Here is a 20,743-nt window from a genome sequence, read left to right on the forward strand (position 1 = left end):
CTCCGTCCGTCGCGACAGTAGGGCCACGCCCGAGCGGCTGGCAAGGTCCCGCGCAGTTACGGAATTTCAGACTCCGTTTCAAGTGTGTGAACGCGAACGCACCCGCACACCAGGGGGGCCGGCGGTCACTGACCGCCGGCCCCCCTGGTGTGCGGGTGCCCCGCTGTGCCGTGCGCCTCAGAGGACGGGCAGGTTCTTCCGCAGTTCGAAGGCGGTGACCTCGGAGCGGTACTCCTCCCACTCCTGCTTCTTGTTGCGCAGGAAGAAGTCGAAGACGTGCTCGCCGAGGGTCTCGGCGGCCAGGTCGCTGCGCTGCATCAGAGCCAGGGCCTCGCCCAGGTTCTGCGGCAGGGGCTCGATGCCGAGCGCACGGCGCTCCGCGTCGGACAGGGCCCAGACGTCGTCCTCGGCGCCGGGCGGGAGCTCGTAGCCCTCCTCGATGCCCTTGAGTCCGGCGGCGACGAGCAGGGCGTAGGCCAGGTACGGGTTGACGCCGGCGTCGAGGGAGCGGACCTCCACCCGCGCCGAGCCGGTCTTGCCGGGCTTGTACATCGGCACCCGGACCAGGGCCGAGCGGTTGTTGTGGCCCCAGCAGATGTACGACGGAGCCTCGCCGCCGGCGCCGGCCGTGCGCTCCGAGCCGCCCCAGATGCGCTTGTAGGAGTTCACCCACTGGTTGGTGACGGCGGAGATCTCCGCCGAGTGCCGCAGCAGGCCCGCGATGAAGGAGCGGCCGACCTTGGAGAGCTGGTACTCCGAGCCGGACTCGTAGAACGCGTTGCGGTCGCCCTCGAAGAGGGAGAGGTGGGTGTGCATGCCGGAGCCGGGATACTCGGAGAACGGCTTGGGCATGAAGGTCGCCTGGACCCCCTGCTCCAGCGCCACCTGCTTCATGACCAGGCGGAACGTCATGATGTTGTCCGCCGTGGAGAGCGCGTCCGCGTAGCGCAGATCGATCTCCTGCTGGCCGGGGGCACCCTCGTGGTGGGAGAACTCCACCGAGATGCCCATCGACTCCAGCATGGTGATCGCCTGGCGGCGGAAGTCCATGCCGACGTTCTGCGGGGTGTGGTCGAAGTAGCCGGAGTTGTCCGCCGGGGTCGGCCGGCTGCCGTCCAGCGGCTTGTCCTTCAGCAGGAAGAACTCGATCTCCGGGTGGGTGTAGAAAGTGAAACCCAGGTCGGAGGTGCGGGCGAGGGCGCGCTTGAGGACGTAGCGCGGGTCGGCGAAGGACGGGGAGCCGTCCGGCATCAGGATGTCGCAGAACATCCGCGCCGTGCCGGGGGCCTCCGCACGCCAGGGGAGGATCTGGAACGTCGACGGGTCCGGCTTGGCGATCATGTCGGACTCGTATACCCGCGCGAATCCTTCGATGGCGGAGCCGTCGAAGCCGATCCCCTCGTCGAAGGCCTGCTCCAGTTCGGCGGGGGCGACGGCCACGGACTTGAGGAAGCCCAGCACGTCGGTGAACCACAGGCGCACGAACCGGATGTCGCGCTCTTCCAGTGTCCGGAGCACGAACTCCTGCTGCTTGTCCATCTTCCGCTTCCCCATCCTTGCCGGTCAGGCCGCCTGTCCGCGAGCGTTCGCGTCCGCGCCCCGGGAGGCCGGGCGGGCGCCCGGGGCGGGTACAGGGGCATCCCACCACACCAGCGTTTCATACGCGTTGCCGACCTCGGCCGGCCGGCCGGTCGTGGCCGGGGCGCCCCCTGTCAGGTGTACCGCTCCGGGGTCCATCCTGCCTGTTCGCGCCCGCGTCCGTAATGGTGCGGTGCACGGGCTCGGGGAGAGGCCCGGAGCGGGTGGTTCACGGGCTCGGGGAGAGGCTCAGCAGAAGGGGGCCGGTCGGGCCGCCCGCGATGTCCGCCACCGTGAGCGGGTCCAGCGTGGCGTAGAACGCCTCCTGTGCCTGGCGCAGGGCGCCGCGCAGCCGGCAGGCGGAGCTCAGCGGGCAGGCGGCCGAGGTGGCCGTGCCCGCGCAGTCGACGACGTCCCCTTCGCCCTCGAAGGCCCTGACCAGTGCCCCCACCGAGGCGGTACGGCCCTCCTCCGTGAGGGCCAGACCCCCGCCCCTGCCGCGCCGGGCGGTGAGCAGACCCATGTGCTGGAGTGCGGCGACGACCTTCGCGGCATGGGTGTAGGGCACGTCCATGGCCGTCGCGACGTCCCGTGTCGTCGCCTTGGCCCCGCTGGTCACGGCGAGGCGCATGAGGACCCGGAGAGCCAGGTCGGTGGAGCGCAGGAGCCGCATGCCAGGCAGCGTAATGAATGCGCATCCGCGGTTCACATTATTCGCGGTGGAGATCGTGTGCGGGTGGCCCGTGGCCGGTGCGATGCCGTCCGCGGTCCCGGTTTCCCCGTCCTCTACGACTGCCTGTCCATCCCTACTACGATCAGTTGATCCGTTCGTCCCACACGCCTCCCCGAAGGGCATTCCCCATGGGCTCCGCCAAGAAGAGCAGCGCAGCACGTACGGCGCGCATAGAGGAGATGCGGCGCGCCGAGCAGGCCCGCGAGCGCCGCAACCGGATCCTCACCATCGCCGCCAGTGTGGTGGTCGTCGGCGGGCTCGTGGCCGGGGGCGTGGTGCTCGTCCAGTCGCAGTCGGACGACGGCGGCGCCACCGCGGGCGGCTCCGGGACCGCGGGCAAGTTCGTCACGGACAAGGACGGCGTGCGCGCCTGGAAGGGCGAGCTGGGGCGCAACCATGTGACCAAGGCCGTCGACTACCCCGTGTCGCCCCCGGTGGGCGGTGACCACAACCCCGCGTGGATGAACTGCAACGGCGACGTCTACACCGACGAGATCAACAACACCAACGCCGTGCACTCGCTGGAGCACGGCGCCGTCTGGGTGACGTACAACGCCGAAGCCGGGAAGGCAGACGTCGACGCGCTGGCGGCGAAGGTGAAGAAGACCCCGTACACGCTGATGAGCCCCGTGGACGGGCAGAAGGACCCGATCCTGCTGACCGCCTGGGGACACCAGCGGACGGTGACCGGGGCGGACGACCCGGCCGTGGACGCCTTCCTGGAGAAGTTCGTCCAGGGGCAGCAGACGCCCGAGCCCGGGGCCGCGTGCACCAACGGGCTGTCCGGATGAGGCAGCTGGGACTGATCGCGGGCGCCGCGGCGACGGCGCTCGTCGCGGCCGGGGCGATCACCTTCGCGGTGGCCGGGGACGAAGGGGCGTCGGGCGTCGTACCGGCGCCGGACTCCGCGGACGCCGGGTTCGCCCGGGACATGGCGGTGCACCACCAGCAGGCCGTCGAGATGTCGTACGTCGTGCGCGACCGGACGGACGACGAGGAGGTCCGGCGGCTCGCCTACGACATCGCCCAGACCCAGGCCAACCAGCGGGGCATGCTGCTGGGCTGGCTCGACCTGTGGGAGCTGCCCAAGGTGTCCGCGGACCCGCCCATGACCTGGATGGGGATGGGCGACGCGGCCTCCGGCAAGGACGGGGCGCTGATGCCGGGGATGGCGACCAACGCCGAGATGGAGCGGCTGGGGACGCTGGACGGGAAGCGTGCCGAGATCCTTTACCTGCGGCTCATGACCGACCATCACCGGGGTGGTGTCCATATGGCCCAGGGGTGTGTACGTGCCTGCGAGGTCGGGGTCGAGAAGCGGCTCGCGCGGGGCATGGTGGAGGCGCAGGAGTCGGAGATCGCGCTGATGGCGGAGATGCTGGAGGAGCGGGGAGCGGCGGCCCGGCCGTAGCCGTGGACAGGGGGCTCCGCGACATCGCGTCGGTTTGACGATTACACTGGGCGGCGTGCCTCAACTACGTCTCGCCCTGAATCAGATCGACTCGCGCGTCGGCGATCTCGCCGGCAACGCCGAAGAGGTCGTCCGCTGGACCCGGCACTCCGCCGAACAGGGAGCGCACCTCGTGGCGTTCCCCGAGATGGTGCTGACCGGGTATCCCGTCGAGGACCTCGCCCTGCGGTCGTCCTTCGTGGAAGCCTCCCGCGCGGCGCTGCGCTCGCTCGCCGCGCGGCTCGCCGAGGAGGGGTTCGGTGAACTCCCGGTGGTCGTCGGCTACCTCGACCGCAGCTCCGCCGCCCAGCCGAAGTACGGGCAGCCGGCGGGTGCGCCGCAGAACGCCGGAGCCGTGCTGCACGGGGGCGAGGTGGTGCTGACCTTCGCCAAGCACCACCTGCCGAACTACGGCGTCTTCGACGAGTTCCGGTACTTCGTGCCCGGCGACACGATGCCGGTGGTACGGGTGCGGGGTGTCGACGTCGCCCTCGCCATCTGCGAGGACCTGTGGCAGGACGGGGGCCGGGTGCCGGCGGCGCGCTCGGCGCGGGCCGGACTGCTGCTGTCGGTCAACGCCTCGCCGTACGAGCGCGACAAGGACGACACCCGGCTGGAGCTCGTGCGCAAGCGGGCGCAGGAGGCCGGGTGCACGACCGCGTACCTCGCGATGATGGGCGGGCAGGACGAGCTCGTCTTCGACGGCGACTCCATCGTGGTCGACCGCGACGGTGAAGTGGTGGCGCGGGCGCCGCAGTTCTCCGAGGCGTGTGTCGTGGTCGATCTCGACCTGCCCGCCGCCGAGGCCGACGCGCCGGCAGGGGTGGTCGACGACGGGCTGCGGATCGACCGGGTCGTGCTGTCGCGGGAACCCGTGCCCGCGTACGACGCCGAGGCGGCCGGGGGATACGCCGAGCGGCTCGACGACGACGAGGAGGTGTACTCCGCGCTGGTCGTGGGTCTGCGGGCGTACGTCGCGAAGAACGGGTTCCGGTCCGTGCTGATCGGGCTGTCCGGGGGGATCGACTCGGCGCTCGTCGCCGCGATCGCCTGTGACGCGGTGGGCGCGGAGAACGTGTACGGCGTGTCCATGCCGTCGAAGTACTCGTCGGAGCACTCGAAGGGTGACGCGGCGGAGCTGGCACGGCGTACCGGGCTGAACTACCGGACGGTCGCCATCGAGCCGATGTTCGACGCGTACATGGGCTCGCTGGGGCTCACCGGGCTCGCCGAGGAGAACCTGCAGTCGCGGCTGCGGGGGACGCTGCTGATGGCGATCTCCAACCAGGAGGGGCACATCGTGCTGGCCCCGGGGAACAAGTCCGAGCTGGCGGTGGGGTATTCGACACTGTACGGGGACTCGGTCGGGGCGTACGGGCCGATCAAGGACGTGTACAAGACGTCGGTGTTCCGGCTGGCCGAGTGGCGCAACCGCGCGGCGGCGGAGCGGGGGCAGACACCGCCCATCCCGGAGAACTCGATCGCGAAGCCGCCCAGTGCGGAGCTGAGGCCGGGGCAGGTGGACACTGACTCACTGCCCGACTACCCGGTGCTGGACGCCATCCTCGCGCTGTACGTGGACCGGGACCGGGGGGCCGACGAGATCGTCGCGGCCGGGTTCGACGCGGAGCTGGTGACGAAGACGCTGCGGATGGTGGACCGGGCGGAGTACAAGCGGCGGCAGTACCCGCCGGGCACGAAGATCTCCCCGAAGGGCTTCGGCAAGGACCGCCGCCTGCCGATCACCAACGGCTGGCGCGAGGGCACACCGGCCTGACGGCCGGGGCGGACGCCCTCCGGGGTGCGGGCGGAGACGGCCGGGGCGGCGGGATCACGGCCACCGCCATGCCGGTCGTGATCCCGTCGCCCGCCGCGCCGTCGCCCGCCGCGCCGTCGCCCGCCGCGCGGGCGCGGCTACCCACGCGGGGCGGTCGGGCCGGCCGGGGTACGACCTCCGCTGTGCCGCTCCGCTCGCCCTTGCCGCGCCTCACCACGCCGTCGCCGCATGGATGGGCCACCCCGCGGGTTGGTTCTCCGGCCGCTGATCCCCCGCCCGCGCGCCGCCCGTGCGCCGGCCAGGCGAAGCACGGGGGAGGGCTCTGGCCGGTACCGGCCTGTACCGGCCTGTACCAGCCGTCCGTCAGGCGGCGTACGGGACCCAGTCCGGTGCCCGCCTGCGCGCCGGCCGTTCGTCAGGCGGCGCGCGGGAGAGCCCTGCCCCGGCGGTCTCAAGGCCGGGACAGGGCGCTCCCCGTCGTCGCGCCGCCGGCGTCCGGTGTCAGGCCGGTCCGGAGCGGTTCCGCGCCTCGTCCTTGAGGCTGCGGCCGGAGTCGCGGGCCTGGTCGGAGATCTGGCCGGCCTGGCCGCGGGCCTCGTCCTGCGCGGTCCGGGCCCCCTGCTGCGCGGTGTCCTTCACCTCCGCGGCCGCGCTCTGGGCCGCTTCCCTGGCGTCCTCCTTCAGGTGCTGTGCGGACTCGGTGGCGGCCTGCTTGACCGGCTCCAGAGCCTCGGCGCCCCGCTCCATCAGCTCGGACGCCTTCTGCTGTTCCTTCTCGGACGCGGGCACCATCGACGCGGCCAGCAGGCCGACGCCGAAGGCGACCAGCCCGGCGGCCATCGGGTTGCCCTGGGTCTGGCGGCGGGCGATCTCGGGCGTCTGCTGGGCGGCCTGCCCCGCCTGATCGGCGGCCCCGCGCGCCGTGTCGGCGGCCCGCCCGGCTCCCTCCTGCACCGAGCCGGCCGCCCGTCCGGTGCCTTCCTGCACCGAACCGGCCGCCGACCGGGCGGTGCCGGCCATGCCGTGGGCCGTATGCGAGGCGGTGCCCATGACGCGGTCACGGACGCCCGACACCGTACGGCGCATCCTCGCCTTGCGGCGGCGGGCCATCCGGCGGGGGCTGGCCCGGTCGGCGAGCTGGTCCACGTCCGCGGACAGCTGGTTGCGCGTGGCCGCTATCTCGGCCCTCATGTGGTCGGGTGACGTGCCCATTCCGCGTCCTCCTTCAGGGTCTGGACGGTCTGCTCCGGCTTGGGGGAGACGGTGCGCATCTTCGCGCGGCCCTTCTGGTACAGCACGGCTCCGGCGATCCCCCACAGGGCGGCGACGATCAGGGCGGCCCAGCCCTCGTCCATCACGCGGGCCAGGCCGAACACGGCCGCCAGCGAGAGGAACAGCAGGACCATGTAGCCGGCGAACCCGGCACCGCCGAACATCCCGGCCGCCTTGCCGGCCTTGGTGCCCTCCTCCTTGATCTCGGCCTTGGCCAGCTCCACCTCCTGGCGGAAGAGAACCTGGAGGTCCGAGGTGACCTCGGACAGCAGCTCACCTGTGGACTTCTCCTGTTCCAGGGGCTCGGCCGAGCGCGCCCGGGACAGTGGTGACATCGTCGCCATGTCATGCCTCCGGGAACGGGCGGCCCGGTGTGCCCAGGGACGGCGGCGAGGAGGGCGCGGGCGGTGCGGTGCCCGGCGGGGGAGCGGCCGGCAGGGCCTCGGGGGCCGGGGCCGCGGTGACCTCCGCCCGGCCGTTCCCGTTCGCCCCGGACGCCGACTGCGTCACCTTCGCCAGGCGCCCGACGGCCAGCCCGGCCAGCAGCGCGCCGCCGAGGAAGGCGCCGGGGCGGCGCCGGGCGAAGCCCTGGAGGTCGGCGACGAGCCCTTCGACTCCCTGCCGCTCCAGGTAGTCCGCCGCCCGCGTCCCCTTGTCGCCCGCGCGCGCCGCCAGGCTGCGGGCGGGCGAGTCGTGCTCGGCGTGGGCGGCCAGGCCGGAGAAGTCGTTCGCCCACTCCCGCAGCGTGCCGGCCGCCCGCCTGGTCTGCCCGTCCGCCTCGTCGATCGCGCGGCCCCGCAGATCCTCCAGGACCGTGCCGGCCTGTTGCCGTGCCTCACCCACGACGTTCCTGGCCTGCTCCGCCGCTGTCCCCGCGACCTGGCCGGCGGCCTGTTTGGCCTGTCCGGCCGTCGCGGAGGACTCTGCCCTGACCTTCTCCCCGGTGCTCCCGGCTCCGGTTCGTACGGACTCACTCATCGGCGACTTCCCCTCATCGGATGCGTGCGTACGGCCCGTGGCCTCGTGACCCGGTGTGGGCCGGAGACCGAGCTCCGAGCCGCACACGTGGCCGTCCGTCCGCACCCGAGTGGCCATTCGTGAGCATTTGACACGTTATGGGCAAGGTTCGTCGGGTGGTCCTGCCGTTGCCCCTCGCTGAGGGCAGGATCCGGCTGCGCTGCACCGAGTGGTACACGTCCTGTACCATTTCGATATGGCTCTGAAGCGCACCAACGTCTACGCCGACGACGGCGATCTGCGCCTGATCAAAGAGGCGGCTGCCCGCCTGGGGGTCCCGGAGGCGGAGATAATCCGTGAGGGCATCCACCGCATCGCTCTGGCGCACCGTGTGTGGGACGAGCCGTTCGTCTCCGACGAGGAGACGTTCGACCTCGGCGCTCCCGTGGACAAGGATGAGATCCGGTCGGCAGTGACCCATGGGCACACAGCGCGCGAGCGCCGGAACCGGGGCGACGCCGCGTGATCGCCATCGCCGACACTTCCGGCATTCTCACACTGTTCAACCGCTCCGACCCGGATCATCACGCGGCGAGAAAGGCCGCGGACCAGTGCGGCTTTCTCGTCATGAGCCCGCTCGCGCTCACCGAGGTGCATCGGGTGGCCACCAGTCGTGCCGGGCGGGGAGCGGCCGACGGCATCCTCCGCTCCCTCACCGAACGGGTACGGCAGATGCGGCTGGTCCTGGCCCCGCCGACGCCGGAGATCCTGGATGCCGCGCTGACCGTCCGGGCGCGCTATGCCTCCCTGGACCTGGATCTGGTGGATGCGGTCAACGTCGCTCTCGCCGCCGAGTACGGCACGGACGCAGTTCTCACCAAGGATCTCCGGGACTTCCGGGCGTTGCGGCCGACAGGTGGCAGCTTCTCCTGCTTCCGGATCCTTCCGGATGATCTCTGACCGGTCGCCGGGGACCGGCCTACCTCTGTGCCGGATCCCCCAGCGCCTTGTGCAGCGGCTCCTCCGCCCGCCGCCGGTACTCCTGCACCGCCCAGCCGTTGCCGTCCGGGTCCGTGAAGTACATGAACGTGGCGCCGTCGGACTCGGCGTACCGGACCGGTTCGGAGACGTCCAGGCCCCGGCCGACCAGTTCCGCGCGGGCCGCCTCGATGTCGGCGACACAGAGCTGGAGCCCTTGGTAGGTGCCGGGGGCCGGGGTGGGGCCGGGGGTCATCTCCCACAGGGTCTCGCCGAGGGCGATCGAGCAGCCCGAGCCCGGCGGGGTCAGCTGGACGATGCGCATGCCCGGCATGACCTCCTGGTCGATGTCGACATGGAAGCCGACCTTGTCCCGGTAGAAGTCCCGTGCCCGGTCGATGTCGCTCACCGGGAGCGGGATCACCTCGAGGGTCATGTCCATGGTCAGTGACTCCTTCGTCGGTTTCACGTCAGGCGAACCGCCACCTGCTCTGGCTGAACGGCTCCCCCTTACCGAATCCGAAAACCGTGCGGGGTGCCACCGAGAACACCACCGCGCGCCCCGGCCCGTGACGGAAGTGCCCGTCCCGGACCTCGAAGTGCCAGAAGCTGCCGTACTTCTCCTCCCACGCCGCCGCCAGTTCGCGCAGCCGCGCGTCGTCGGCGATCCGTACGGCCGCGCCCTCCACCACCACGTCGTAGCCCTCGTTCCAGGTGTTGGTGCCCGTGGTCAGCACGACCTGCGGGTTCTCCGCCAGGTTGCGGGCCTTGCGCTCGTCCGGCCCGGTGCAGAAGTGCAGCGCTCCGGCCGACCACACGGCGGGGAGCGGGGTGACATGGGGACGGCCGTCGGGGCGGACCGTGGAGATCCAGAACAGTTCCGCCTCGCTGATCAGACGCTCCACCTCGGACCAGGGCGGCGAACCGGCTTCCGGATCGCTGTAGCGCGGGTCGAGGCGGGACTCGGGGGTGGCGCTCATGGGGACTCCCTCGCGGATGGGCCGTGGCCGTGCTCCTCCATCAGACCCCGCCCGCCCCCGGAACTCATCGCGGGCCGTCCCCGGAGCCGTGCGTGTCCGCTCCGGCTAGGCTCAGGGCCGTACGACCCAGATCCGAGGCACGAGGCACGAGGGAGGCCGGGGATGACGTCGGCGCCGGGGCGCAGGAGCAGTACCTTCACTCGGCTGCTGCGGCACGGTTTCACCGATCCCTCCGCCGCCGAGCGGCTGCTGGAGAGCGCGGGGCCGGCGCCGCTCCGCGACGATCCCGTGCTGCTGGACGCCCTCGGCGCGACCGCCGACCCGGATCTCGCGCTGCTCGGGCTCGTGCGGCTGCTGGAGGCGCAGGACGGGGCCGCCGCCCGCCAGGAACTGCTGGACACCCTGATAGCCGCCAAGCCGCTGCGGGACCGGCTGCTCGGGGTGCTCGGCGCGTCCGAGGCGCTCGCCGATCACCTGGTCCGGCACCCCAGTGACTGGCAGGCCCTCGTCACCTACGAGCCGCATGACCTCCACCCCGGTGTCCAGGAGTTCGAGCGCGGTCTCGCCGAGGCCGGCGACCCGGTCGCGCTCCGCGTCGCCTACCGGCGCTGCCTGCTGTCCATCGCCGCCCGGGACGTCTGCGGCACCATCGAGGTCGCCGAGACCGCCGCCGAACTGGCCGACCTCGCCACCGCCACCCTGCGCGCCGCCCTCGCCCTCGCACACGCCGACGCGCCCGAGGACGCCGCGCTGTGCCGGCTCGCGGTGATCGCGATGGGCAAGTGCGGGGGACACGAGCTCAACTACGTCTCCGACGTCGACGTGATCTTCGTGGGCGAGGCGGTGGACGGGGCCGACGAGGACAAGGCGCTGCGCGCCGCGACCCGCCTCGCCTCGAACCTGATGCGGATCTGCTCCGAGACCACCGTCGAGGGCTCCATCTGGCCCGTCGACGCCAACCTGCGCCCCGAGGGCCGCAACGGGCCGCTGGTCCGCACCCTCGCCTCCCACCTGGTCTACTACCAGCGCTGGGCCAAGACCTGGGAGTTCCAGGCGCTGCTCAAGGCCCGCCCGGTCGCCGGTGACCTGGCGCTCGGCGAGGAGTACGTCGCCGCGCTGCAGCCGCTGGTGTGGGGGGCCGCCGAGCGGGAGAACTTCGTCGCCGACGTGCAGAAGATGCGCCGCCGGGTGGTGGAGAACATCCCCGCCGGCGAGATCGACCGCCAGCTCAAGCTCGGCCCCGGCGGGCTGCGGGACGTCGAGTTCGCCGTGCAGCTGCTCCAGCTGGTGCACGGCCGCGCCGACGCCTCCCTGCGCAGCGGCACCACCCTCGACGCGCTGAAGGCCCTCGCCGCCGGCGGCTACGTCGGCCGCAGGGACGCCGCCCAGCTCGACGACGCCTACCGTTTCCTGCGCTCCCTGGAGCACCGCATCCAGCTCTACCGGCTGCGCCGCACCCACCTGGTCCCCGAGGACGAGACCGATCTGCGCCGGCTGGCCCGCTCCCTCGATCTGCGCACCGACCCGGTCGCCACCCTGAGCCGTGAATGGCGGCGGCACGCCTCCGTCGTACGGCGCCTGCACGAGAAACTGTTCTACCGGCCGCTGCTCGACGCCGTCGCCGCCCTCGCCACCGGTGAGGCCCGGCTCAGCGCGGAGGCGGCCCGCGAGCGCATGGTGGCCCTCGGGTACGCCGATCCGGCCGCCGCGCTGCGCCACCTGGAGGCGCTGGCGTCCGGCGTCACCCGCAAGGCCGCCATCCAGCGCACCCTGCTGCCCGTGCTGCTCGGCTGGTTCGCGGACTCCGCCGACCCGGACGCCGGTCTGCTGAACTTCCGCAAGGTCTCCGACGCGCTCGGCAAGACCCCCTGGTACCTGCGGCTGCTGCGCGACGAGGGCGCCGCCGCCGAGAACCTGGCCCGGGTGCTCTCCGCCGGACGGCTCGCCCCCGATCTGCTGCTGCGCGCCCCCGAGGCGGTGGCGCTGCTCGGCGACGGGGACGGCGCGGGACTCGCCCCCCGCTCACGGGTCTCCCTGGAGCAGGAGGTCCTCGCCGCGGTCCGCCGCGCCGACAACGCCGTGCAGGGCGTCACCGCCGCCCGCGGGGTGCGCCGCCGCGAGCTGTTCCGTACCTGCGCCGCCGACATCGTCCGCTCCTACGGCACCGAGTCCCGGGCCGCCGAGGCCGAGCAGGGTGCCCTGGTGGACCTGGTGGGCGGCGCGGTCTCCGACCTGACGGCCGCCACCCTCGCCGGCACGCTGCGCGCTGTGGTCCGGGAGGGCTGGGGGGACACCCTCCCCACCCGGTTCGCGATCATCGGCATGGGCCGCTTCGGCGGCCACGAACTGGGCTACGGCTCCGACGCGGACGTCCTGTTCGTCCACGAGCCGCGCGACGGCGTGGACGAGCGGGAGGCGTCCGAGGCCGCGAACAAGGTCGTCTCCGAGATGCGCCGGCTGCTCCAGGTCCCCAGTGCCGACCCGCCGCTGCTGATCGACGCCGGCCTGCGCCCGGAGGGCAGGTCGGGCCCGCTGGTGCGCACACTGAAGTCGTACGAGGCGTACTACCGCCGCTGGTCGCTGGCGTGGGAGCGGCACGCGCTGCTGCGCGCCGAACATGTCGCCGGGGACGAGGAGCTGGGCCGCCGCTTCACCGAGCTGATCGACCCGCTGCGCTATCCGGCCGCCGGGCTCGAGGAGGAGGCCGCCCGGGAGATCCGCCGGCTGAAGGCCCGTATGGAGTCCGAGCGGCTGCCGCGCGGTGCGGACCCCAAGCTGCACGCCAAGCTCGGTCCGGGCGGGCTGTCCGACGTGGAGTGGACCGTGCAGCTGCTCCAGCTCCGGCACGGCGCGCGGGAGCCGGCCCTGCGCACGACGCGGACGCGCGAGGCGCTGGCCGCGGCCCGCACGGCCGGCCTGGTCCCGGAGGAGGACGCCGGCATCCTCGACGAGGCCTGGGTGCTGGCCACCCGCGTGCGCAACGCGGTGATGCTGGTCCGGGGCCGCGCGGGGGACACCTTCCCGGCCGCGCCCCGCGAACTGGGCGCCGTCGGCCGCTACCTGGGCTACGGCCCCGGCCACGCGGGCGACATGCTCGACGCCTACCGGCGTACGGCGCGGCGGGCGCGGGGTGTGGTGGAGGAGCTGTTCTACGGAGGGGCGTAGCGCCCGCCGGCGCCGAGGGCCCCGCGGTCAGCCCTGCCGGGGCGGTGGAGGGGCCCCGCGGTCAGCCCTGCTTGGGAACCGGAATCCGCTCCCGCTCCCGCTTCCGCTTCCGTTTCTCCCTTTCCGGGACCTGCCTCGGCAGGGCGTACGGCTGGCGGCCGTACCAGAGCAGGGCGATTCCGTACCCGACCCCCAGGCAGATCACACCGCCCACCGCGTCCAGCCAGAAGTGGTTGGCGGTGGCGACGATGACCACCAGGGTGGCCGCCGGGTACAGCAGACCCAGCACCCGCGCCCAGGGAACGGTGGCCAGGGCGAAGATGGTCACACCGGCCCAGACCGACCAGCCGATGTGCATCGAGGGCATCGCGGCGTACTGGTTGGACATGTTCTTCAGGTCCCCGGAGGCCATCGAACCCCAGGTCTGGTGGACCAGCACGGTGTCGATGAAATCCTGGCCGTTCATCAGCCGGGGCGGGGCCAGCGGGTACAGGTAGTAGCCGACCAGGGCGAAACCCGTCGTGGTGAACAGCACCAGCCGGGTCGCCGCGTAGCGGCCGGGATGACTACGGTAGAGCCACACAAGGACACCCAGCGTGACGACGAAGTGCAGGGTGGCGTAGTAGTAGTTCATGCCGACGACCAGCCAGGTCACCGAGTTCACCGCGTGGTTGACCGACTCCTCGAAGGCCAGGCCCAGTCGCTGCTCCAGGCCCCAGATCCCGTCGGCGTTGCGCAGTGCCTCGGCCCGCTGTTCGGGCACGGCGTTGCGGATGAGTGAGTACGTCCAGTAACTGACCGCGATCAGCAGGATCTCGAACCACAGGCGCGGACGGCCGGGGGTGCGCCGACGCAGGAACCGCCGCCCCGTCGTCTCGTCCGCGACGGGTGGTGCTGCGGCCTCTGCGCGGCCTTCCAGCGTGGTCACGGTCGGTTCACCCATGGGCACAGAGTCTGCCAGAAAAGACGTCCCCCTCGGATCATCCCCCGGTCGGGCCCGACCCGCATCCTCTCCCCCGGGAGACAGACGGCCCGCCTCCTCCTGCGGAGTGGGGAGAGGCCGTTCCCTACGCCCTAGGGACGACTCCGGTCCCCGGGGGCCGACGCGGTCGAACCGCGCACCACCAGCTCCGGCATGAACACGAACTCGCTGTGCGGGGCGGGTGTTCCGCCGATCTCCTCGAGCAGGGTGCGCACCGCGGCCTGGCCCATCGCGGGGACCGGCTTGCGGACGGTGGTCAGCGGCGGGTCGGTGAAGGCGATCAGCGGGGAGTCGTCGAAGCCGACCACCGAGATGTCCTTGGGCACGTCCAGACCACGCTGCCGGGCCGCCCGTATCGCGCCCAGCGCCATCATGTCGCTGGCGCACACCACCGCCGTGCAGCCGCGGTCCATCAGCGCGGCGGCGGCCGCCTGCCCGCCCTCCAGCGTATACAGCGAGTGCTGGACCAGCTCCGTCGCGACAGTCCCGGCGCTCAGGCCCAACTGCTCCTGCACGGCGCGGACGAACCCCTCGATCTTGCGCTGCACCGGCACGAACCGCTTCGGCCCGAGCGCGAGCCCGATCCGGGTGTGGCCGAGCGAGGCGAGGTGGGTGACGGCGAGCGACATCGCGGCCCGGTCGTCGGGGGAGATGAACGGCGCCTGCACCTTTGGCGAGAAACCGTCCACGAGCACGAACGGCACGCCCTGCGCGCGCAGTCGCTCGTAGCGCTGCATGTCGGCGGTGGTGTCCGCGTGCAGCCCGGAGACGTAGATGATCCCGGCCACCCCCCGGTCCACCAGCATCTCGGTCAGCTCGTCCTCCGTCGACCCGCCGGGGGTCTGGGTGGCGAGCACCGGGGTGTAGCCCTGGCGGGTCAGCGCCTGCCCGATGACCTGGGCCAGCGCCGGGAAGATCGGGTTCTCCAGCTCGGGAGTGATCAGGCCGACCAGGCCCTCGCTGCGCTGTCGCAACCGCACCGGGCGCTCGTAACCCAGGACGTCGAGGGCGGCGAGCACGGACTGGCGGGTGGTGGCGGCGACGCCCGGCTTCCCGTTCAGGACCCGGCTGACGGTCGCCTCGCTCACCCCCGCCTGAGCAGCGATATCAGCAAGCCGTGTGGTCACAGGAGTGGACTGTAGCCGCCGGTTCGCACCTTGCACACCGACAGGACGCCTGGCGCGCGCCGTCGGACGGCCCGCTGCGGGCTGCTGGGTCATCGCGATCCTCACGTCGTGGTCGGCGTCCGGTCCGCAAGGGATGATTCCGCCGGCGGTACCGGATAGCAAGTGCTTGCAGAGTCTTGCACAACAGTGCGAAGCCCTGCCGTACGGGCGGAAACCCGGGTTGCGCAACGGTCGAGAACAGGTCACGGCGACGTAACTCTCGGCGTCGCTTGCAAAACTTTTCTGCAAGGTCTTTCGAAAAGATTCCAGCGCTGTTACGTTCACGTCGCCCGGCGGCTCCATCGGCGCAGTCGGCACGTTTCGCAGGACGGCAGACGGGGCCGGCACCTGCGGGGCTCTGTCGTCAGAGCCCACCTCACGGGCATAACCCTCAAGGAGAACCTCATGCGGCGTGGCATAGCGGCCACCGCGCTGGTGGCGTCCCTCGCCCTCGCGGCGACGGCCTGCGGCGGAGACAGCGACAGCGGCGACAAGGCCGGCGGCCCGGTCACCATCACCTGGTGGGACACCTCCAACGCGACCAACGAGGCGCCGACGTACCAGGCCCTGGTCAAGGAGTTCGAGGCCGCCAACAAGGACGTCAAGGTCAAGTTCGTCAACGTCCCCTTCGACCAGGCGCAGAACAAGTTCGACACCGCCGCCGGTTCCAAGGGCGCGCCCGACGTGCTGCGCTCCGAGGTCGGCTGGACCCCCGCCTTCGCCAAGAAGGGCTTCTTCCTGCCGCTGGACGGCACCGAGGCCCTCGCCGAGCAGGACAAGTTCAAGTCCAACCTGCTCGAGCAGGCCAAGTACGAGGGCAAGACCTACGGCGTCCCCTTCACCACGGACACCCTCGCCTTCGTCTACAACAAGGCCCTGTTCGCGAAGGCCGGCGTCGAGGCCCCCAAGACCTGGGAGGACCTGAAGAAGGCCGCCGCCACCATCAAGGACAAGACCGGCGTCGACGGCTACTGGGGTTCCACGGCCGGCTACTACGCGCAGCCGTTCCTGTACGGCGAGGGCACCGACATGGTCGACGCCGACGCCAAGAAGGTCACCGTGAAGTCGCCCGCGGCCGAGAAGGCCTACGGCACCTGGCTGAGCCTCTTCGAGGGCAAGGGCCTGCACAAGGCCGACGTGACCGCGGACGCCTACGCGCACATCCAGGACGCGTTCGTCAACGGCAAGGTCGCCTCGATCATCCAGGGCCCGTGGGAGATCACCAACTTCTACAAGGGCACCGCGTTCGAGGACAAGGACAACCTCGGCATCGCCACCGTCCCGGCCGGCTCCGCCGGCAAGGCGGGCGCCCCGACCGGCGGCCACAACCTCTCGGTCTACGCCGGCTCCACCAAGGAGAAGCAGGAGGCCGCGCTGAAGTTCGTGAACTTCATGACCTCGGCCAAGGCGCAGGAGACCATCGCGCTGAAGAACTCCACGCTGCCCACGCGCGACGACGCCTACACCGACCAGGTCAAGGCCGACCCGGGCATCGCCGGCTACCAGACGGTCCTCTCGGCCGCCCAGCCGCGCCCGGCGCTGCCGGAGTACAGCTCGCTGTGGGGCCCGATGGACACCGAGCTGCCGCAGATCGCCGGCGGCAAGGAGTCCCTGGACAAGGGCCTCGGTGACGCGGAGACCGCGATCGCCAAGCTGGTTCCGGAGTTCAGCAAGTAACGCCCGCGTGGCCGCCGGACCCGCTTCCAGGAGGGGAGGGTCCGGCGGCCGCCGGCCTGTGTGCCGTCCCCCTTGACCATCCAGAAGGTGCCGAACCATGACAGTCGCCATCGACCGCGCGACCGGCAAGCGCCGCGGTGACCGCGCGCCCCGCCCCGGGCCGGTCAGCCGCCTGAAGCGCGGATACCAGAAGTACTGGTACGCCTACGCCATGATCGCGCCGGTGGCGCTGGTGCTCGGCGTCATCGTGCTGTATCCCCTCGGGTACGGCTTCTATCTCACGCTCACCGACGCCGACAGCCTCAACTCGGCCCGCACCATCGGCGTCAACGAGATCGAGGCCACCTGGAAGTTCATCGGCATCGACAACTACGCCGACATCCTGTGGGGCGAGACGGCCTACGACCGCTTCTGGTCCAAGTTCATCTGGACGATCGTGTGGACGGCGGCCTGTGTCGCCCTGCACTACGGCATCGGCCTGGGCCTGGCCCTGCTGCTCGACCAGAAGCTGCGCGGCCGCACCCTCTACCGGCTGGTCCTGATCCTGCCGTGGGCCGTGCCGACCTTCGTCACCGTCTTCGGCTGGCGGTTCATGCTCGCCGACGCCGGCATCATCAACTCCGGCCTGGAGTTCCTCGGCATGCCCACTCCGGCCTGGCTGGAGGACACCTTCTGGCAGCGGTTCTCCGCCATCATGGTCAACACCTGGTGCGGTGTCCCCTTCATGATGATCTCCCTCCTCGGCGGGCTGCAGTCCATCGACAACACCCTGTACGAGGCGGCCGAGATGGACGGCGCCAGCGCCTGGCAGCGCTTCCGTCACGTCACCCTGCCGGGCCTGCGCTCGGTCAGCTCCACCGTGGTCCTGCTCGGCGTCATCTGGACCTTCAACCAGTTCGCCGTGATCTTCCTGCTCTTCGGCAACACCGCGCCGGACGCGCAGATCCTCGTGACCTGGGCCTACTACCTCGGCTTCGGACAGCAGCCGCGCGAGTTCGCCGAGTCCGCCGCCTACGGAATGCTGCTGCTGGCCATCCTGGTCGTCTTCACCTCCTTCTACCGGCGCTGGCTGAACCGCAATGACCAGCAGCTCGCGATCTGAGGCAGGAGTCCCCATGAGCACTTCCACCGTCACCACCGCCGCTCCGGCGGACCGGCCTGCCGACGGCAGGGCCCCGGCCCGGCCGTCCCGCCGGCGCGGCGAGAGCGGCCCCCTGGCCCGCCTCACCTCGCACGGCATCCTGACCGTGGCCAGTCTGATCGCGCTGTTCCCGGTCGCCTGGCTGGTCTTCCTGTCCCTCGGCCCCGACCAGGACGACTATCTGCGTCCCGGCGGCATCTGGGGCAAGATGACACTGGACAACTACACATACGTCCTGCAGGAGACGAACTTCTTCGACTGGCTGAAGAGCTCGCTGATCGTCTCGCTCGGTACGACGCTCATCGGCGTCTTCGTGGCCGCCACCACCGGCTACGCGGTCTCCCGCATGCGCTTCCCGGGCTACCGGAAGTTCATGTGGGTGCTTCTGCTCACCCAGATGTTCCCGGTGGCCGTCCTGATGGTTCCGATGTACCAGATCCTCTCGGACCTGCAGCTCATCGACAGCTACCTCGGCCTGATCCTCGTCTACTGCTCCACGGCGGTGCCGTACTGCGCCTGGCTGATGAAGGGCTACTTCGACACCATCCCGTTCGAGATCGACGAGGCGGGACGGGTCGACGGGCTGAGCCCCATCGGTACGTTCGTGCGGCTGATCCTGCCGCTGGCCAGGCCCGGTCTCGCGGTCGCCGCGTTCTACAGTTTCATCACCGCGTTCGGCGAGGTCGCCTTCGCCACGACGTTCATGCTCGACGACGAGAAATACACCCTCGCCGTCGGTCTGCAGAGCTTCGTCAGCGAGCACGACGCACAGCGCAACCTCATGGCCGCCACCGCGGTCCTGATCGCGATACCGGTCTCCGCGTTCTTCTACCTCGTGCAGAAGAACCTGGTCACCGGCCTCACGGCCGGCGGCACGAAGGGCTGATCCCCTTCGGGCAACGACTCCCGCGCGCCTGACTCGCGCGGGTGGGCGGCCGCGGTGCCCATCCGACCCCGCTGTCACCGCGGCCGCCCTGTCCCCACCGCCCTCCCACTCGCTTCTCCCGACCGCACTCGTATCAAGGACGACATGAGCCAGCAGCACTCCGCCGCCCCGGCCCCGACCCCCACGACCGACGCGGCCGTCGCCACCGTCCCCCGTCGCGGCGACTGGTGGCGGGACGCCGTGATCTACCAGGTGTATCCGCGCAGCTTCGCCGACAGCAACGGCGACGGCATGGGCGACCTGGAAGGCATCCGCTCCCGCCTGCCGTACCTGCGCGACCTCGGGGTGGACGCCGTATGGCTCAGCCCCTTCTACGCCTCACCGCAGGCCGACGCCGGGTACGACGTCGCCGACTACCGTGCCGTCGACCCGATGTTCGGCACCCTGCTCGACGCGGACGCGCTGATCCGCGACGCCCACGGACTGGGCCTCAGGATCATCGTCGACATCGTGCCCAACCACTCCTCGGACCAGCACGAGTGGTTCAGGCGTGCTCTCGCCGAGGGCCCCGGATCGCCCTCGCGCGACCGCTACCACTTCCGCCCCGGCAAGGGCGAGAACGGCGAACTGCCGCCCAACGACTGGGAGTCGATCTTCGGCGGCCCGGCCTGGACCCGGGTCACCGAGCCCGACGGCACGCCCGGAGAGTGGTACCTGCACCTCTTCGCGCCCGAGCAGCCCGACTTCAACTGGGAGCACCCGGCGGTCGGCGACGAGTTCCGCTCCATCCTGCGCTTCTGGCTGGACATGGGCGTGGACGGCTTCCGTATCGACGTCGCCCACGGCATGGTGAAGGCCGAGGGCCTGCCCGACCTCGGAGACCATGAGCAGCTGAAGCTGCTGGGCAACGATGTCATGCCGTTCTTCGACCAGGACGGCGTGCACGACATCTACCGCCAGTGGCGGCTGATCCTCGACGAGTACTCGGGCGAGCGCATCTTCGTCGCCGAGGCATGGACCCCGACCGTCGAGCGCACCGCGAACTACGTCCGCCCCGACGAGCTGCACCAGGCGTTCAACTTCCAGTACCTGGGCACCCACTGGGACGCCGAGGAGCTGCGCACGGTCATCGACCGCACCCTGGACGCCATGCGCCCGGTCGGCGCCCCCGCCACCTGGGTGCTGTCCAACCACGACGTCACCCGGCACGCCACCCGCTTCGGCAACCCGGCGGGCCTCGGCACCCAGATCCGCGAGGCCGGCGACCGTGAGCTGGGCCTGCGCCGCGCCCGCGCCGCCACCCTGCTGATGCTGGCGCTGCCCGGCTCGGCCTACGTCTACCAGGGCGAGGAGCTGGGCCTTCCCGACGTCGTGGACCTCCCCGACGAGGTGCGCCAGGACCCGGCGTACTTCCGGGGCGCCGGCCAGGACGGTTACCGTGACGGCTGCCGGGTGCCGATCCCGTGGACCCGCGAGGGCTCGTCGTACGGCTTCGGCGAGGGCGGCAGCTGGCTGCCGCAGCCGGCCGGCTGGAGCGAGCTGAGCATCGAGGCGCAGACCGGCGACCCCGGCTCCACCCTGGAGCTGTACCGCAGCGCGCTCGCGGTGCGCCGGGACCACGCCGACCTCGGCGCGGGCGACGCGGTGGAGTGGCTGCGTGCCCCGGAGGGCGTCCTCGCCCTCCGCCGCGGCGACTTCGTCTGCGTCGCCAACACCACCGGCGCGCGGGTGACCGTGCCCGCCTACGGCCGGGTGCTGATCGCCAACGGAGAGGTCACCGAGAGCGGCGGCGAGGCGACGGTCCCGGCGGACACCACCGTGTGGTGGACCGCCGCCGCGGGCTGACATCGGTCCGTCCCGGCGACTTTTTTCATTGAAGTTGGTACGGCCCGCTGCCCTTTCGGGTGGCGGGCCTCTACCATCTGCGGTGCCGCAATCTTTCCGAAGTTTTCAGCAAGAAGCTTCAGCGGCGGCATTTCCCCACCCTTCGATGGAGAAGGT

At 71.4% G+C, this 20,743-nt stretch carries 19 protein-coding genes; 10 read left to right on the forward strand and 9 right to left on the reverse strand.

Annotation, left to right across the window (positions count from 1 at the left end; genetic code table 11):
* Positions 1-177 precede the first annotated feature (177 nt).
* Positions 178-1,539, reverse strand: coding sequence for a glutamine synthetase family protein (locus HTV45_RS08225; RefSeq protein WP_215204980.1), 1,362 nt, complete (start codon positions 1,537-1,539; stop codon positions 178-180).
* 268 nt (positions 1,540-1,807) lie between these two features.
* Positions 1,808-2,251 (reverse strand): Rrf2 family transcriptional regulator, encoded by a 444-nt coding sequence (locus HTV45_RS08230; RefSeq protein WP_215204981.1) that lies wholly within the window; start codon positions 2,249-2,251, stop codon positions 1,808-1,810.
* A 188-nt stretch (positions 2,252-2,439) separates the two neighbouring features.
* Here HTV45_RS08230 and HTV45_RS08235 point away from each other — a divergent pair, with 188 nt between their 5' ends.
* Genes HTV45_RS08235 through HTV45_RS08245 form a run of 3 tightly spaced genes read left to right on the forward strand, consistent with a single transcriptional unit; the run spans position 2,440 to position 5,538 of the window.
* Positions 2,440-3,102 (forward strand): DUF3105 domain-containing protein, encoded by a 663-nt coding sequence (locus HTV45_RS08235; protein WP_215204982.1) that lies wholly within the window; start codon positions 2,440-2,442, stop codon positions 3,100-3,102.
* Positions 3,099-3,722 carry a DUF305 domain-containing protein gene (locus tag HTV45_RS08240; protein ID WP_215204983.1) on the forward strand — a complete coding sequence of 208 codons (624 nt, stop codon included), beginning with the start codon at positions 3,099-3,101 and terminating at the stop codon, positions 3,720-3,722. The genes HTV45_RS08235 and HTV45_RS08240 overlap by 4 nt, the downstream gene beginning before the upstream one ends.
* Before the next feature lie 55 nt (positions 3,723-3,777).
* Complete coding sequence (locus HTV45_RS08245; RefSeq protein WP_215204984.1) at positions 3,778-5,538, forward strand: NAD+ synthase; 1,761 nt, start codon at positions 3,778-3,780, stop codon at positions 5,536-5,538.
* Positions 5,539-6,039: 501 nt separating this feature from the next.
* Here the strand turns inward: HTV45_RS08245 and HTV45_RS08250 are convergent.
* From HTV45_RS08250 to HTV45_RS08260, 3 genes are read right to left on the reverse strand one after another with little or no spacing between them, the layout of a single operon-like run.
* A complete protein-coding gene (locus HTV45_RS08250; RefSeq protein ID WP_215204985.1) occupies positions 6,040-6,750 on the reverse strand; it encodes a DUF3618 domain-containing protein in 711 nt (236 codons plus the stop codon).
* Positions 6,726-7,145 carry a phage holin family protein gene (locus HTV45_RS08255; protein WP_251691677.1) on the reverse strand — a complete coding sequence of 140 codons (420 nt, stop codon included), beginning with the start codon at positions 7,143-7,145 and terminating at the stop codon, positions 6,726-6,728. Before HTV45_RS08255 ends, HTV45_RS08250 begins: the two co-directional genes overlap by 25 nt.
* A gap of 10 nt (positions 7,146-7,155) precedes the next feature.
* Positions 7,156-7,788: a hypothetical protein gene (locus HTV45_RS08260; protein WP_215204987.1), complete on the reverse strand. Its 633-nt coding sequence runs from the start codon at positions 7,786-7,788 to the stop codon at positions 7,156-7,158.
* 235 nt (positions 7,789-8,023) lie between these two features.
* On the opposite strand from HTV45_RS08260, the gene HTV45_RS08265 reads away from it, so the two are divergent.
* A complete protein-coding gene (locus tag HTV45_RS08265; RefSeq protein WP_215204988.1) occupies positions 8,024-8,293 on the forward strand; it encodes a hypothetical protein in 270 nt (89 codons plus the stop codon).
* Complete coding sequence (locus HTV45_RS08270; protein WP_215204989.1) at positions 8,290-8,727, forward strand: type II toxin-antitoxin system VapC family toxin; 438 nt, start codon at positions 8,290-8,292, stop codon at positions 8,725-8,727. Before HTV45_RS08265 ends, HTV45_RS08270 begins: the two co-directional genes overlap by 4 nt.
* A 19-nt stretch (positions 8,728-8,746) precedes the next feature.
* Here HTV45_RS08270 and HTV45_RS08275 read toward each other — a convergent pair whose 3' ends face one another.
* Together HTV45_RS08275 and HTV45_RS08280 are read right to left on the reverse strand one after the other, a co-directional pair.
* Entirely contained in the window at positions 8,747-9,187 is a 441-nt protein-coding gene (locus tag HTV45_RS08275) for a VOC family protein (RefSeq protein ID WP_215204990.1), read from the reverse strand.
* Positions 9,188-9,215: 28 nt separating this feature from the next.
* Positions 9,216-9,725 carry a pyridoxamine 5'-phosphate oxidase family protein gene (locus tag HTV45_RS08280; RefSeq protein WP_215204991.1) on the reverse strand — a complete coding sequence of 170 codons (510 nt, stop codon included), beginning with the start codon at positions 9,723-9,725 and terminating at the stop codon, positions 9,216-9,218.
* A gap of 162 nt (positions 9,726-9,887) precedes the next feature.
* On the opposite strand from HTV45_RS08280, the gene HTV45_RS08285 reads away from it, so the two are divergent.
* Positions 9,888-12,890 carry a bifunctional [glutamine synthetase] adenylyltransferase/[glutamine synthetase]-adenylyl-L-tyrosine phosphorylase gene (locus HTV45_RS08285; RefSeq protein ID WP_215204992.1) on the forward strand — a complete coding sequence of 1,001 codons (3,003 nt, stop codon included), beginning with the start codon at positions 9,888-9,890 and terminating at the stop codon, positions 12,888-12,890.
* A 61-nt stretch (positions 12,891-12,951) separates the two neighbouring features.
* Here HTV45_RS08285 and HTV45_RS08290 read toward each other — a convergent pair whose 3' ends face one another.
* Positions 12,952-13,833, reverse strand: a complete 882-nt coding sequence (locus tag HTV45_RS08290; protein ID WP_215204993.1) for a phosphatase PAP2 family protein — start codon at positions 13,831-13,833, stop codon at positions 12,952-12,954.
* 131 nt (positions 13,834-13,964) lie between these two features.
* A complete protein-coding gene (locus tag HTV45_RS08295; protein ID WP_215204994.1) occupies positions 13,965-14,999 on the reverse strand; it encodes a LacI family DNA-binding transcriptional regulator in 1,035 nt (344 codons plus the stop codon).
* Positions 15,000-15,443: 444 nt separating this feature from the next.
* Between HTV45_RS08295 and HTV45_RS08300 the strand changes: the two genes are divergently transcribed.
* The 4 genes from HTV45_RS08300 to HTV45_RS08315 all read left to right on the forward strand — a co-directional run bounded on the left by HTV45_RS08300 (position 15,444) and on the right by HTV45_RS08315 (position 20,587).
* Positions 15,444-16,715: an extracellular solute-binding protein gene (locus tag HTV45_RS08300; RefSeq protein ID WP_215204995.1), complete on the forward strand. Its 1,272-nt coding sequence runs from the start codon at positions 15,444-15,446 to the stop codon at positions 16,713-16,715.
* A 97-nt stretch (positions 16,716-16,812) separates the two neighbouring features.
* The gene (locus HTV45_RS08305; RefSeq protein WP_215204996.1) at positions 16,813-17,817 is read left to right on the forward strand and encodes a carbohydrate ABC transporter permease; all 1,005 of its coding nucleotides are present in this window, start codon (positions 16,813-16,815) and stop codon (positions 17,815-17,817) included.
* 13 nt (positions 17,818-17,830) lie between these two features.
* Positions 17,831-18,742, forward strand: a complete 912-nt coding sequence (locus tag HTV45_RS08310) for a sugar ABC transporter permease (RefSeq protein WP_215204997.1) — start codon at positions 17,831-17,833, stop codon at positions 18,740-18,742.
* 144 nt (positions 18,743-18,886) lie between these two features.
* Complete coding sequence (locus HTV45_RS08315) at positions 18,887-20,587, forward strand: glycoside hydrolase family 13 protein (protein WP_215204998.1); 1,701 nt, start codon at positions 18,887-18,889, stop codon at positions 20,585-20,587.
* The last annotated feature ends 156 nt before the right edge of the window (positions 20,588-20,743 follow it).

This window comes from Streptomyces sp. CHD11 (assembly GCF_018638295.1).
Classification (GTDB): Bacteria; Actinomycetota; Actinomycetes; order Streptomycetales; family Streptomycetaceae; genus Streptomyces.

Coding starts and splice junctions, on each gene's coding strand:
- HTV45_RS08300 (WP_215204995.1), top strand. CDS start 15,444: ATGCGGCGTGGCATAGCGGCCACCGCGCTGGTGGCGTCCCTCGCCCTC.
- HTV45_RS08240 (WP_215204983.1), top strand. CDS start 3,099: ATGAGGCAGCTGGGACTGATCGCGGGCGCCGCGGCGACGGCGCTCGTC.
- HTV45_RS08255 (WP_251691677.1), bottom strand. CDS start 7,145: ATGTCACCACTGTCCCGGGCGCGCTCGGCCGAGCCCCTGGAACAGGAG.
- HTV45_RS08305 (WP_215204996.1), top strand. CDS start 16,813: ATGACAGTCGCCATCGACCGCGCGACCGGCAAGCGCCGCGGTGACCGC.
- HTV45_RS08310 (WP_215204997.1), top strand. CDS start 17,831: ATGAGCACTTCCACCGTCACCACCGCCGCTCCGGCGGACCGGCCTGCC.
- HTV45_RS08275 (WP_215204990.1), bottom strand. CDS start 9,187: ATGGACATGACCCTCGAGGTGATCCCGCTCCCGGTGAGCGACATCGAC.
- HTV45_RS08280 (WP_215204991.1), bottom strand. CDS start 9,725: ATGAGCGCCACCCCCGAGTCCCGCCTCGACCCGCGCTACAGCGATCCG.
- HTV45_RS08260 (WP_215204987.1), bottom strand. CDS start 7,788: ATGAGTGAGTCCGTACGAACCGGAGCCGGGAGCACCGGGGAGAAGGTC.
- HTV45_RS08290 (WP_215204993.1), bottom strand. CDS start 13,833: ATGGGTGAACCGACCGTGACCACGCTGGAAGGCCGCGCAGAGGCCGCA.
- HTV45_RS08315 (WP_215204998.1), top strand. CDS start 18,887: ATGAGCCAGCAGCACTCCGCCGCCCCGGCCCCGACCCCCACGACCGAC.
- HTV45_RS08230 (WP_215204981.1), bottom strand. CDS start 2,251: ATGCGGCTCCTGCGCTCCACCGACCTGGCTCTCCGGGTCCTCATGCGC.
- HTV45_RS08285 (WP_215204992.1), top strand. CDS start 9,888: ATGACGTCGGCGCCGGGGCGCAGGAGCAGTACCTTCACTCGGCTGCTG.
- HTV45_RS08235 (WP_215204982.1), top strand. CDS start 2,440: ATGGGCTCCGCCAAGAAGAGCAGCGCAGCACGTACGGCGCGCATAGAG.
- HTV45_RS08265 (WP_215204988.1), top strand. CDS start 8,024: ATGGCTCTGAAGCGCACCAACGTCTACGCCGACGACGGCGATCTGCGC.
- HTV45_RS08250 (WP_215204985.1), bottom strand. CDS start 6,750: ATGGGCACGTCACCCGACCACATGAGGGCCGAGATAGCGGCCACGCGC.
- HTV45_RS08225 (WP_215204980.1), bottom strand. CDS start 1,539: ATGGACAAGCAGCAGGAGTTCGTGCTCCGGACACTGGAAGAGCGCGAC.